The organism is Pseudoalteromonas sp. DSM 26666 (assembly GCF_900116475.1).
GTDB classification, from domain to species: Bacteria; Pseudomonadota; Gammaproteobacteria; order Enterobacterales; family Alteromonadaceae; genus Pseudoalteromonas; species Pseudoalteromonas tetraodonis.
The window spans coordinates 88,045-101,400 of record NZ_FPAR01000002.1; the positions used below are offsets into that span (position 1 = coordinate 88,045).

14 protein-coding genes are annotated in these 13,356 nt (G+C 38.9%); 5 read left to right on the forward strand and 9 right to left on the reverse strand.

Going from position 1 to position 13,356, the window contains the following annotated elements; genetic code table 11:
• Nucleotides 1–31: 31 nt before the first annotated feature.
• Complete coding sequence (locus BM380_RS04370) at nucleotides 32–1,204, reverse strand: MFS transporter (RefSeq protein ID WP_175527446.1); 1,173 nt, start codon at nucleotides 1,202–1,204, stop codon at nucleotides 32–34.
• Between the two features lie 115 nt (nucleotides 1,205–1,319).
• Between BM380_RS04370 and BM380_RS04375 the strand changes: the two genes are divergently transcribed.
• Both BM380_RS04375 and BM380_RS04380 read left to right on the forward strand, forming a co-directional pair.
• Nucleotides 1,320–2,207, forward strand: a complete 888-nt coding sequence (locus BM380_RS04375; RefSeq protein ID WP_175527449.1) for a LysR family transcriptional regulator — start codon at nucleotides 1,320–1,322, stop codon at nucleotides 2,205–2,207.
• Nucleotides 2,208–2,318: 111 nt separating this feature from the next.
• Complete coding sequence (locus BM380_RS04380; RefSeq protein WP_090493157.1) at nucleotides 2,319–3,359, forward strand: metal-dependent hydrolase; 1,041 nt, start codon at nucleotides 2,319–2,321, stop codon at nucleotides 3,357–3,359.
• Between the two features lie 68 nt (nucleotides 3,360–3,427).
• On the opposite strand, the gene BM380_RS04385 is transcribed toward BM380_RS04380, so the two are convergent.
• The 3 genes from BM380_RS04385 to BM380_RS04395 all read right to left on the reverse strand — a co-directional run bounded on the left by BM380_RS04385 (nucleotide 3,428) and on the right by BM380_RS04395 (nucleotide 5,697).
• Complete coding sequence (locus tag BM380_RS04385) at nucleotides 3,428–4,339, reverse strand: sensor domain-containing diguanylate cyclase (protein WP_013463208.1); 912 nt, start codon at nucleotides 4,337–4,339, stop codon at nucleotides 3,428–3,430.
• Between the two features lie 4 nt (nucleotides 4,340–4,343).
• A complete protein-coding gene (locus tag BM380_RS04390) occupies nucleotides 4,344–5,150 on the reverse strand; it encodes an alpha/beta fold hydrolase (protein ID WP_013463207.1) in 807 nt (268 codons plus the stop codon).
• Nucleotides 5,151–5,427: 277 nt separating this feature from the next.
• Nucleotides 5,428–5,697, reverse strand: a complete 270-nt coding sequence (locus BM380_RS04395; protein ID WP_013463206.1) for a hypothetical protein — start codon at nucleotides 5,695–5,697, stop codon at nucleotides 5,428–5,430.
• 252 nt (nucleotides 5,698–5,949) lie between these two features.
• Between BM380_RS04395 and BM380_RS04400 the strand changes: the two genes are divergently transcribed.
• Together BM380_RS04400 and ykgO are read left to right on the forward strand one after the other, a co-directional pair.
• On the forward strand, nucleotides 5,950–6,216 hold the full coding sequence (locus BM380_RS04400) for a type B 50S ribosomal protein L31 (protein WP_013463205.1): 267 nt from the start codon (nucleotides 5,950–5,952) through the stop codon (nucleotides 6,214–6,216).
• Nucleotides 6,213–6,347 (forward strand): type B 50S ribosomal protein L36, encoded by a 135-nt coding sequence (gene ykgO / locus BM380_RS04405; RefSeq protein WP_004586489.1) that lies wholly within the window; start codon nucleotides 6,213–6,215, stop codon nucleotides 6,345–6,347. Before BM380_RS04400 ends, ykgO begins: the two co-directional genes overlap by 4 nt.
• A gap of 54 nt (nucleotides 6,348–6,401) precedes the next feature.
• Here the strand turns inward: ykgO and BM380_RS04410 are convergent, their stop codons facing one another.
• Complete coding sequence (locus BM380_RS04410; RefSeq protein WP_016899710.1) at nucleotides 6,402–6,788, reverse strand: OsmC family protein; 387 nt, start codon at nucleotides 6,786–6,788, stop codon at nucleotides 6,402–6,404.
• Nucleotides 6,789–6,797: 9 nt separating this feature from the next.
• Nucleotides 6,798–7,187, reverse strand: a complete 390-nt coding sequence (locus BM380_RS04415) for a cytochrome b562 (protein WP_090493159.1) — start codon at nucleotides 7,185–7,187, stop codon at nucleotides 6,798–6,800.
• Between the two features lie 136 nt (nucleotides 7,188–7,323).
• Here BM380_RS04415 and BM380_RS04420 point away from each other — a divergent pair, with 136 nt between their 5' ends.
• Entirely contained in the window at nucleotides 7,324–8,403 is a 1,080-nt protein-coding gene (locus BM380_RS04420; protein ID WP_090493161.1) for an ABC transporter substrate-binding protein, read from the forward strand.
• Between the two features lie 52 nt (nucleotides 8,404–8,455).
• Here the strand turns inward: BM380_RS04420 and BM380_RS04425 are convergent, their stop codons facing one another.
• From BM380_RS04425 to BM380_RS04435, 3 genes are read right to left on the reverse strand one after another with little or no spacing between them, the layout of a single operon-like run.
• Nucleotides 8,456–10,234 (reverse strand): sugar phosphorylase, encoded by a 1,779-nt coding sequence (locus tag BM380_RS04425; protein ID WP_090493164.1) that lies wholly within the window; start codon nucleotides 10,232–10,234, stop codon nucleotides 8,456–8,458.
• Nucleotides 10,235–10,254: 20 nt separating this feature from the next.
• Entirely contained in the window at nucleotides 10,255–11,475 is a 1,221-nt protein-coding gene (locus BM380_RS04430) for a glycosyltransferase family protein (protein WP_028834751.1), read from the reverse strand.
• A complete protein-coding gene (locus BM380_RS04435; RefSeq protein WP_175527450.1) occupies nucleotides 11,468–13,210 on the reverse strand; it encodes an HAD-IIB family hydrolase in 1,743 nt (580 codons plus the stop codon). Before BM380_RS04435 ends, BM380_RS04430 begins: the two co-directional genes overlap by 8 nt.
• Nucleotides 13,211–13,356: the final 146 nt, after the last annotated feature.

Consider the following 13,356-nt stretch of genomic DNA (forward strand, 5'->3'; position numbering starts at 1 on the left):
TATTTCAAGACTAACCTACATAAGTTTCGCTTTATTTAGCCTGAACATTTTGTTTATCTAGCCTGCCACTGTACCGGGTGACTATTAAAGCCAGCAATGAAACAACGGCGCCAATCCATGCGGTATCTTTTAGTTCCATGTGCTCTACTACAAGGCCCCCCGTAATAGAACCCAATGCTATGCCAATATTAAATGCTGCTATATTTAATCCAGATGCAACATCGACTGCGTTAGGAGTATGTTGCTGAGCTTGCTTAACAACATAAAGCTGCAAACCAGGTACATTACCAAATGCAAATGCCCCCCAAACTAATATGGTTAATACGGCAGCAACCTTTGACTCCATGGTAAAAGTAAATATCAGTAGAATTACAGTAAGTGCACTAAAAATAATGCTCAGCGCACTGATCGGGCCTCGCTTGTCAGCTAATTTTCCACCCCATATATTACCAACAGCCACTGAGACACCATATACCAGCATAATTATGCCAATTGTTGAAGATGCAAATCCAGTCTGCTGCTCTAAAATGGGGGCCAAGTAAGTAAACGCAGTAAACGTGCCGCCATAGCCTAAAATTGTCATTAAATACACAAGCAGTAATCTAGGTTTAGTAACAACTTGAAGTTGCTCTTTAAAGGTTGCCGGTACTGATTGCTTTAAATTTTTAGGTACTAATACAGCACTTCCAATTAAAGCGATAATACCAAGTGATGACACCACTAAAAATGTAGCGCGCCAACCAAAGTGCTGCCCTATCCAAGTACCTAATGGCACACCCGTTACTAGCGCTACCGTAAGGCCGGTAAACATAATTGCAATGGCGCTAGCCTCTTTATCTTTACTTACTAAGCTTGTCGCTATCATTGAGCCAATAGAGAAAAATACACCGTGAGCAAGTCCAGTTAAAATGCGTGCTATTATTAACGTTTCGTAGCTAGGGGCTTGCCAAGCTAATAAGTTACCTATAACAAATAAGCCCATAAGACTTATAAGTACCACTTTTCGGTTCCAGCGACCCGTTAATGCAGTGAGAACCGGTGCGCCAATAGCTACACCAACCGCATATAAGCTCACTAGTAAGCCTGCTGATGGTAAGCTCACACCTAAATCGTTTGCAATAGTTGGCACTAAACCCACTATAACAAACTCTGTTGTTCCAATTGCAAATGCGCTTAAGGTAAGCGCCCATAAAGCCAATGGCATAGTTACATCCTCATTTTTAAAATAGATGTACAGTGTGAGTAAAAATGCCTTTGCAATAAATGGCATAAATGGCAAAATACTTTTGTTTATTTTGCAAATATAAATGAGTGAATTTATGCCTGTTCAAGCTAAAACTGAAGATCTAGAAATGTTTATTACCATTGTTGATTGTGGCAGTTTTTCCGGTGCGGCTAGTTTACTTGATTTAAATGTAGCTAAGGTTTCAAGAGCACTATCTCGTCTTGAAAGCAGGCTAAACTGCACATTACTAAATAGAACAACACGCCGCTTAGAACTTACCGAGGAAGGGCATATATACATAGAATATGCGCGAAAGGCTTTAAACACGCTGCTTTGCGCCGAAGAAACAATTAACCTACTTAAGCAAGCTCCAAAAGGGCATTTGCGTATAGATGCAGCAAGCCCATTTGTTTTACATCAACTAGCACCTCTAGTTAATGAGTTTAAAAAGCAGTACCCACAAATCACCCTCGATATTACCTCACATGACAATATTATTGATTTACTTGAGCGCAAAACAGATTTAGCTATCCGCATTGGTGACTTAAAAGATTCAAACCTTCATGCGCGTAAATTAGGCCAAAGTAAATTGAAATTGGTCGCAAGCGCAGGTTATTTAAATAATGCGCCACCGTTACAGCAGGTTTCAGATCTTAAAAACCATAATCTAATTGGCTTCAGTGAGCCCAACAAACTCAATCAATGGCCTTTAAAACATGAGTTATCACTGCACTTTGATTTAAGAGCTAGCAGCGGCGAAACCATTAGGCATTTATGTATTGCTGATCAAGGTATAGCACTACTCTCACAATTTATGATTGCCGAAGATTTGGCTTCTAAACGATTAGTAGAGGTGTTACCCAAGAGTATAAAAACCCCTAATAACCGAGAGTCTATTTATGGCGTTTATTATAAAAATGGGGCGGTTTCTTCACGTATTGTTGCTTTTTTAGATTTTATACAACCGCGATTGAGTTTATAAATCGCTTTTTAAATCAGTTTAAAGCCACTTAATGAAATAAAATATAATAATGACGGTTTTAAGATCAGTATCAGTATATACATTGAAGTTGCATTATTTAGATGAGGTAGTATGGATTCTTTAACACAAGTTGCGTTAGGTAGCGCTGTAGGGTACGCAGTATTAGGTAACAAAGTGGGCCGCAAAGCGGTGTTATGGGGCGCTATTTTGGGCACTTTACCCGATTTAGATGTGTTTTTACCCTATGGCGGCAGTGTTGAAGCATTTACTTATCACCGTGGCTTTAGCCATTCATTTTTTGTGCACTTGTTAATTAGCCCTTTGATTGTTTGGCTAATTTTAAAAATACACACTGGCATGCAAGCGTATAAAACACGTTGGTTTTGGTTAGTGTTTTTGTGTTTATCAACCCATGCACTATTGGATGCACTTACTGTGTACGGTACGCAATTAATGTGGCCACTTACAGAGCATCCGTTTGCAATTTCAAATATGTTTATTATTGATCCCCTCTACACGTTACCGCTATTAGTAGGGGTTATAGGCACTTTAATACCAAAAATAACCGCCCCAACCGCCTACAAAATTAACGCAATTACGCTCACAGTAAGTACTCTCTATTTATGTTGTTCGCTTATTCTTAAAGTTGTTATTGACGATAAAGTCAACACTGCGCTGCAAAACAGAGACATCACAGTCAATGAATACATTAGCACTCCAGCACCGTTTACTACTTTACTTTGGCGGGTGGTTGTGATGTCGGATGGGAAATATTATGAAGGCTATGCATCGGTGTTTGATACACCCAACGAGGTTACCTTAAATGCATACCAAACAACCCCTTCTTTACTAAACGAGATTAAAAATGAATGGGGTGTTAAACGCTTGCAGTGGTTTACAAAAGGGTTTTATTCCGTTCGCGAGCAGCAAGACAAAGTTATTCTCTCTGATTTACGCATGGGCATGGAGTGTGCTTATGTGTTTAATTTTGTTGTCGGTCAGAAAGATGGCTCAGCAATCAGTGTCGGTAATTTTGAAAAAATAAGTCAAAGACCCAACTTAAACAACCTACCTAAAATATGGGATAGAATTTGGCACCCCGATAGCTTATTGGCATCGCCATTAGCAAAAAATAATTGTGTAGAGCAATAATACCAACTATAACTGCCATCTTTTGAGTAAACTCAACTCAATACCTTGTTGAGTTTACCTCTATTTAGTTAGGGGTTATCGTATAATTGGGTTCTGTTTTTTCCGCGCTCTTTGGCTTCATATACCGCATTATCGGCTTGGGCAAATAAATCAGTAAACGTCGTTTTCGCAGTACTCAAACTTGCCCCAATACTGGCGGTTACTGGGCGATTACCTACTTTAATTTCAGCAATTAATAAATGCAGCCTTTGGCAAAATGACAAAGTATCTGCTTTATTTGTATCTGGCACCATAATTAAAAACTCTTCACCGCCGTAACGAGAAATAAGGTCGGTTTGTCGACCAAAATGTTTAAGACGTTGCCCCAACTCTTTTAAAACTCGATCCCCTTCTAAATGCCCAAAGGTATCATTAACGACTTTAAAATTATCAATATCGATAATTAATAATGCAACCGACTGCTTTGATCGCATAGCCTGTTCGAGTAACAGCACGCTGCGGCAATTCATCTCTCTTCTATTTAATAAATTGGTTAACTCATCGGTAGACGCTAAAGATTGTAAGCGTTCAGTTTGCGCTTCTAACTTTTCCCGTGTTTTAATCAGCTCGTCGTAAAGCTTATCTCGCTGAGTCGCGTTAAAAAAGCTCCAGTATATATAGCCCTTTTCATCAAGCTGAGCATTAACGGTAACGGCCATACGCTCGCCTTGGGCGCTGAGCATAATTAACTGCATTTCTTGACACGCTTTTTCATGCAGTAAGGTAGGAAGCACATAACTTTGTAAAAATATTTTTGATGATTTAGTTATAATTTTATCAACCGACTTGCCAATAAGCTCATTACAATTCCACTGTAATTCCTTTTGAAAATAAGTATTTGCATAAACAATAATGTTATCTGCATTTGTCACTAATGCACCATTTAAAAAGTGATCTGCGGAATAATCAGCAAGCTTTTCATCTACTTTATCAAGTGACATGTGGCTAACTCACAAAATCAAAAATTAAACGGCTGACTGTTTCTGGGTGCGTCATATGAATACAGTGGCCATGCGCACTAATAACCTTAAGTGTTGCATTTGAAATTTCATTCGCTACAAACTCCCCAACAGAAGGCGCGGCTAAAGCATCATTTTCACTTTGTAAAATTAAAGTAGGCTGTTTTATATGTTCAAGTATAAAACGGTAGTCGGATAAAAACGTGGCTTCTGCAAAGGTTTTTGCAATAAGGGGATCGGTTGAGCAAAAACTTCCCGATAGTTCCGCTATAAATTCATCTGGATGAGAGTTGCCCATTACTAGAGGCGCTAAATAATTTGCCCAACCAATGTAATTTTTATCCATTAGGTTTAGTAATTCGTGAAGGTCTTGTTTTTCAAATCCACCAAAATAATCAGGGGGTAAATTTAAAAAGCACGGTGAGGGGCACACCATAACCAGCTTAGAAAATAGCTCTGGTTGCTCAATGGCAGCAAGTGCGCCAATGGTGCCACTAACCGAGTGGCCTATAAATGTAATATCGGTAAGTTCAAGTGCGGCACATATTTCTAGTACGTCTTTGGCATACCCATCAAGGGTTGAGTAGCGCTGTTTATTATATTTAGACACATCAGAGTTACCTGAGCCTACATAATCAAACAGCACTAAAGTAAAATGTTGTTCAAGGGCAGGAATAATAAATCGCCACATGTTTTGGTCGCAACCAAATCCGTGAGCCAACACCAAGGTTTTATCACCCTTGCCAATTATTTTGACGTTGTTTCTGCTGAGTATTTCATTTAAATGTTGCATGCTGAATTATCCCTTTCTTATTTCAACTTATTAATGGTAGTTCAACTACGAGCCGAAACTACTATTTTAACACTAAATGTAGTTTAACTTATTATAAAGCTTTAAACATCAATTAGTTAGTTGAAAAATAATCAAGGGGCAAAGTACATACTATTTTATTGAATAAGTGTAATTAATTATTTCGCTTATCTATAAAAACAATGCCTTTTTAACATTAAATTACAATCGTATAGCCAGTGTTAGCATAATGACTAATTAATATGCCTAATACAAACAGTTAGTTTTGGTGCTCATACTGTCCGCGATATACTTCAAATACTTTTAGCACGGTGTGTTGTTCTTTTGAAAGAGAGTCAAACCAGTCATCAAATAACTCATCATCTTCTTGTTCGCTTAATGCTAAATAATGAGCAAGCAATTCAATGATATCGTTATGAGAACATGCGAGTGAGTCAACTTGTTTTGCCAATACACTATGATCGCGCTCCCTTAGAGTGTCCATAACTCCTTGGTCGATTTGGTCCTGTTTTGTTTGAGCGTCACTCATAAACTACCTCTATTCTACGTGTTTAAATTTTTATTATTTTTTTTGCTGAAACTAGTTATAGCAGCCTAAATACTAATAGCCAGTACTTTTGATCTAAGTGCTTATTTTTTGACTAGATTGTGCAAATACGCAGCAATTACGGTGCATTAAAGACTATTTAACCAAAGTTCAAACTATTTAAAATGATTTGCAAAGAGAAATTAAATGCGCTAAATTAAATGATATACTATCACATAACATTAAAGGCGTTTAATGAAACCAAATATTCACCCTGATTACCATGTGGTTGCTTTTCATGATACTGCAGCCGATTCATATTTCATTATAGGTTCAACCATCAAAACCGACCGCACTATCGAAATAGACGGTAATACATATCCCTATGTGCCTATTGATGTTTCATCTGACTCACACCCATTTTATACAGGCAAACAAAAAACGCTCGCATCCGATGGTCGCGTTGCGCAATTTAATCGTCGTTTTAAAAACTTATCTTCGGCTAAAAAGGAAAGCAAATGAAAGTATTAAGTTCATTAAAAAGCGCAAAGCAACGACCTGGTTGTCAAATTGTAAAGCGTAAAGGGCGCGTGTTCGTGATATGTAAAGATAACCCAAGATTTAAGGCCGTACAGGGTATGAAGAAAAAATAGTGGGATAAAATAATAATGCCGAGTTTATTACTCGGCATTATTGTTAAAGGGTATTTACTTTACTTCAACAGAAAACTCAGGCACTGCCTGAATAACCTTTTTCACGGTACATGTATTTACAGCAGCAATAAGTGCTTTTTTATATTTATCGGGGAAACCTTCAGGCAACCCAATTTCAATAGAAAAACGTTTTTTACCGTTTTCATCTACATTCTCGTTATTTTGTGTCAGCGTCATGCCGTCGGTTGAGATCTCTCTTTGCTGACAAAATTTACGCGCATAAAAACCAGCGCACAAAACCATGCTTACTAAAAAATAGTCAAACGGTTCTGGGTGCTCTGCCCCACCACCGGCATTGATGCTTTGATCGCTTATTACTTCATGCTCACCAAACTTAGCACTCAACTTTTGACCGTCTAACATTGAAACTGAAATTTCCATTGCTAATCCTTATTTTCCAAACAGTAATTCAAAAAAGCCTGGAGGCTCATGTAATTTATGATATTTTTTGCGTAAATTATCGATAGCTTTAAGTGGTTTTTTTGCAGCTTCGAGTCCCTGCTCATTCGCTACTTTTTTTGCCAACTGGGCTTGAACCAGTACTTTATCGAGCCCTTGCACCGACTTCTCAGCTTCTTTATAAAATTTGGCTTTCTTACCTTGCTCTATCAATCCAATAAATTGATCGATAGCACCATTAAATTCTTCAAGTTGGGTTGCTTCAACACTTTGTTTATAAGCCAGCCCAATATTTTTCATGGTCTTTTCTAAATCACTTACGTCATTAGCGGCAACTGTTTGACTAAAGAGTAATACTATTAACAATAAAACTGCTTTCATTCATAAATCCTAAAAAAATTAATTGCTGCATACATGCTAAACTTACTGGGGTATTATATAGCATAACGCTTAGATGTCACCACGGAGCTAGTTAGCAAGGTAAAAATCGAGCTTTATAAAATATATAGAGAAACATATGCCTTTGTTTAAATTACACCGCCTGATAACTTTTTCCTGCCTGCTATTCAGTAGTTACAGTATTAATGCCTTAGAGATCATATTCATCAATCCTGGCTTTTCAAATTCAACTGAAGCTAATAGCAATAAAACCGGTGATTTTTGGTTTCATGTTTCTAAAATTATGCAAAATGCTGCCACAGATTTAGATGTGACATTAACTATAAAATACGCCAATCGAAATCATATTTTAATGAAAGAGCTGATCCAGCAGGCCATTAACGATAAACCTGATTACCTGTTATTGGTAAACGAAAAAAATGTCACCAGCCAATACCTATCTAAAATAGACAGTAACAAGGTTCCCATTTATTTTTTATTAAATCGTCCTTCCCCTGCGTCTCTCGAGCAATTGCAAAAAAATGGCGTCAATGTGGTCGGCAGTATTACCCCAAATAATCGTGTTGCAGGTAAATCATTGATGCAGCAGCTTTATAAAAAGTTTACCAATAAAACAAAAACGCCAGCTCATACATTAGCTTTACTAGGGGACTACACAACCCCTGCTTCCACTTTACGTACCCAAGGGTTAATGGATTTTTTAGTGCAAACATCCAAAGTAACCTTAACCGCTAAAGAGGTTGCGAATTGGTCTGAACAAGAAGGCTATATAAAAACCATGGCCTATATGCAACTTGCGCCTGAAATTAACATTATTTGGTGCGCTAATGATGCCATTGCGTTTGGTGCTAAAAGAGCATTAACGCAACTAAACAAACAATCGCAGGTTATTGTGGGAGGGATTAACTGGGATTCTGCGCCTAATAACGCATACGCGCTTGATATATCGATAGGGGGTCATGTTTTATTAGGGGCTCATGCAATTATAAACTTATTTGATAACCATACTGATTTAAAGCGTTGGCCACTTTTTCACAGCACTGATGATATTTTTCAGCCACTCAACAATACAAATAAGCCTTTATATAATACAATTAATGCAAATAACTTAGCCGAAATAGACTTTTCGCAGTTTAGTAAAACACGCCCTGACAAAGTTGAATTTACTATAGAGAACTTACTACTCGCACTTGAATAATGTAACTGTAAAGCCCCTTTACAGTTACATTGATTACTTTAAACGTCGTTATTTATGCCCTATTAGATAACCAGAGTGTTTGATACGGTGCTAATTGCATAATTTTAAGCTCTTCATCCAGCACTGTTTTAGAGAGCAGCTCATACCATTGCTGTGTATTTATTAAGTTCAAATCGGCCAAGGTTAAGCTTTGTGGCTGACTGCTGATATTATAAATACAAAAAATACTTTGCTGGCGGTCAATGCTTTGTCGCCAAAAACCAAATAACCCCTCTCCTAAATGCAAAGTGAACTGTGTTGCATTAGGATGAAATGCCGCTTGCCTTTTACGCACTGCTAATAACTGTTTTACTCCGTTGAATACTTGATGATGATGACTATATTTTTCTGCAATTGCCGCTAATAATTTAGATTCTTGCCAGCGATGACGGTTAATGGCGCGATTGTGCTGCGAATTATCAAAGCGTTCATAGTCATTAGTGGTGCCAAGTAAACTATGTATATACAGCCCTGGGATCCCTTCCATTGCAAACATAATGGCGTGAGCACATAAAAAGCGCTCAAGGCCAAATTTATCCGCGCCATTATGCGTCCCTTGTAAGGCATCAAATAATGCAATATTTAGCTCATACGGGGTATGTGTGCCATCGTGACTAGTACGCATTGAAACACGCCCACCAAACTGCATGGTGGTACTGACTAATGAAGCAACCTCACAGGGTTGCAGCAAGCCTTCAATTGGCCTTAAACCAATGCCATCGTGTGAAGCAATAAAGTTAAAATACGCAGTGCCGTTTTGTGCTGGCGGCATACTCATCATCCAATGCTTAAGCGCCGTACTATCGCCACTGAGTAAGGTATGCAATAACAGCGGCGGCAAGGCAAAGTTGTAAATTGCATGGGCTTCGTTGGCATTACCAAAGTAAGACAAATTTTCCTGATTGGGAATATTAGTCTCGGTAATGATCACCACGCTTGGCTCGGCATGCTCAATCAGCGTTCGTAATAAACGCACTACTTCGTGGGTTTGTGGTAAGTTTATACAACTGGTATTGAGTTGTTTCCATAAAAAGGCCACAGCATCAAGGCGAAATAAGCGAATACCGTTGTCTAGATAATGACGAATAATGCCGACAAACTCTTTTAACACCTCGGGGTTTTCAAAATCAAAATCCACTTGATCATGACTAAATGTGCACCATACATGTTTTTCACCACTGGTTGTTGTTACCGTATTTAATAGTGGCGACGTACGAGGACGAACAACTTGGCTTAAATCGTCAGTTAAACTGGCTGTTTTAAAGTAATCTTTTCCGGGGTGTGTGTCGGTTAAAAAGTTTTCAAACCAAATACTTCGACTAGAGCAATGATTAATGACTAAATCCGCCATCAGTTTTACATCTTTTGCAATCGCGTTAATGTCTTGCCAGTCCCCCAGCGCTTCATTAACGTGTGCATAGTTCATTACCGCAAATCCTTCATCTGAGCTATACGGATAAAAGGGTAAAATGTGCAGTGCATTAAGCTGATGATCGCACTGCTCTTTTATAAAGCGATGCAAGGTTTTTAAAGGCGCCTCTAAAGGGGTGCCTACGGCTAAATCACTGTCTTCATGGTTTATTATCGAATCGCCATAGGCAATTAGCACAACATCTTGCTCATCCCAGCGGTTAGTGTGTGGCGTGGGATCGCGAAGTGGGTTATCACCTAAAATTAAGGTGATCAATTCTTCAGTCAATTCGCTTATTGCTATCGGTAATTCAACATCTTGATAAATAGCATGTAAATGTTGTTCAACTCGTTGAAAAAACTGTTCTTTAACTATATTCACAGGCGCCTCGTTTAATGATGTTAACTGTATTGCTCGTTATCTAGCTCAACGGCTTCTTTTAAACGCTCAAGTACGTCTGGCATTGCCGAGGCCACACGATTCCAACTCGGCACAAAGGGTGCTTCCATTGGGTTTTCTAAAAAGTGCTGACCGGCATTCATGATATTTTGCGCAAACATTTCAACGGCTTTTTCTTCTTGGTGAATATCAAGGGTTAAACCGTTCATTAGTGCATCATTATGATAGGTTTCAATAAAATCTAAGCCAATGCGATAATATGTGGCTTTTAATGAGCGAATGGTTTCGCTGGTAAAGGTAACCCCTTGCGTTGCTAACTTTCTAAATAGTGCTTTGGTGATATCAATCGACATTTTAGAAAGGCCAGCGGTTTGGTCGTCGAGCGATAACGCCTGATGTTTATGATCGTAGTTATCCGCAATATCGACTTGGCATAATCGATTATGAGAATAATTACGATACATTTCACTTAATACGCCAATTTCTAATCCCCAGTCGCTAGGAATACGAATATCGTTTAATACATCGCGTCTAAACGAAAATTCACCGGCTAATGGGTAGCGAAACGAGTCCATGTACTCAAGGTAATCACGGCTGCCTAAAATGGTTTTAAACGAGCGCAATAACGGAGTAACCAATAACCGAGAGACACGGCCATTAATTTTTCCATTGGCGGTGCGCGGGTAAAAGCCTTTACAAAACTCATAGTTAAATCGAGGGTGTGCAACAGGGTATATTAATCGCGCTAATAAGCCTCGATCATAAGTTAAAATATCACAGTCATGCAAGGCGATTGATTCAACCTCAGCGGTGGCTAATTTATACCCCATGCAATACCACACATTACGCCCTTTACCGAGCTCGCGTGGCGCCACACCTAAGGCTTGAAGCTCTTTGTCGAGCGCTTGTAAGCGTGGCCCGTCGTTCCAAAGTACTTTGTGGTTTTGATCAAGCGCTTTAAAAAAGTTCAGTGCATAACGGTATTGGCTTTCGTCGGCTCTGTCTAAGCCTATGGTAATTTGTGATAAATAAGGTACTTTTTGCAGCTCTTTAACAATATTTTGTAGCGCGGGGCCTTCTAACTCACTAAATAATGAGGGCAAAATAAGCCCCATGGGTCGCTGCTTACTAAAACTCAGCAACTCTTTTTCTAAATCGTCTACGGGTCTGTTGGCAATATTATGTAACGTTGTAATGATGCCATTTTGATAAAAATCAGCCATGTAAACTATACTCCTCAAAATTGGGTAAAATGCTGTTAATACAAGGTAATGCAGTGATTTCTTCTACCCAGCCTAACGGCGCTGGCAACTGAGAATAGCGCGCTTTGTTATGGGTTAATTTAACCGGCTTTTTACTCTCTGGATTGGCAATAATAATGGCAATATCTGCCTCTTCGAGCATTTGCTTATCGTTATCACTATCCCCAAGCGCAATAATGCTTAGCGGCTTAGTAAACTGCGCAGTAAACTGTTTCACCAGCCATTGCTGCGCCATGCTTTTATCGGTATTTTTACCAATGTGGATAAAGCGCCCGCCTACTTTAACGTCGTAGCCGTACACTGTTATTGCGTTTATAAATTCGTTGAGTTTGTGCTCTTCGCCATGCCAGCAGAGCGGATCTGAATATTGACGATTCTGTGCTTGCGCCGCCTGTATCTCGTTTAACCCTGTGATGTGCATTACCTGCTCACACGTTAACTCACTGAATAAACTATATTGGTCACTGTAGTCTTTTTTTAAGTGTGTTAAATCAGCCCATAAATTACTAATGGGTGCCGCAAATGAATAACACCAATAGCCTTGGTATTCGCTGCAACCAATGGGTCTGAGGGTAAAGTAATTTTCAGGAATATAGACAGCCGAGCCATTTTCAACAATAAAAGGCTGTTTAATATTGAGCGCTTGTTGCAGTGCCACCACTTCACTAAAGGTTTTACTGGTGTTAAATACCACCGGCACACCGCTGTATTGCAACTCTTGCAATAAAGCGTCGACCGCTTCGGTGCTGTAGTCTCTATGATTTAATAACGTACCATCTAAATCGGTAAAAATAATGGGCTGACCAATATTGTCGCTAGTTAGCTGCATTGCGACTACATCACGGTGACTATCAAGCTCTATTAACGCATTTGCTTTGGCACTGAGGGTATTTAAATTTTCTCGGGTAATACGCTCAAAGTGAGAAATAAACCAAAGCAGCTGCTCGTCGGTCATGGTACCTGCGCCTTGGCCTTGTTTTGCGATTAGCTTGTGCTCTTGCTCTTGTCGCCATGCAAATACATCATCAAAACTCGGCGCTTTAAGCATAATTGTGTAGTCAATTTTATTAAATACGGTTTTATACTCATTGGCTAAACAGCTATTAATACAGCGGCGCCATAGTCCTTGCTGATCGTATGATTTTTCTAGCTCATTAATAGGCTCAATTAAGGTAAAAGGCTGTTGTGGTTCACTGGCTACACACCACCCTTCTAAAATAACAATATCGACTGGCTGGCTATTAGTTAACCATTTATTTTTTGCTACGGGTTCATCTTGTTGTTTGTCAAAACGTGGCAGCGGTACATTAACCTCTTTATTTAACAAGCGACTAATGGTTTTATCCATAAGGGCAACATCATGTGTGCCTGGAACTCCACGGGTGGCAAATAAACAATGCACATCTTGTGCTAAGTGTTGGCGTTTTTGGGTTGATAAATAAAAGTCATCAATAGAGAGTGCGACACAATTTAGGTGGGTGTTTTGCTCAAACCAAGTCACTAAATAGTCACCAAGCGTGGTTTTTCCTGAGCCTTGGCAGCCGTTGATGGCAACAAATAAAGGCGCATTTTTTTTGCTGGTTAAAATATCCTGAGCAATCACAGAAAAATACTGCTCACTAATATATTGATATTTCAACGGCAATTGATGTTTTACTAAAAAAGCATTTATATCCACACTATTGGCCTCCAATATAACAATCCCTGATTCAACTATAGGGTATGAATAAGGAAATGCAGTTACTAGACCAATATTATTTATTGTTACTTTTTAGTAGGTTAAAAAAAAAGCGCATTTTAAATGCGCTTTTTTGGTGCAATATTTTTAACCACAGTGCAAAT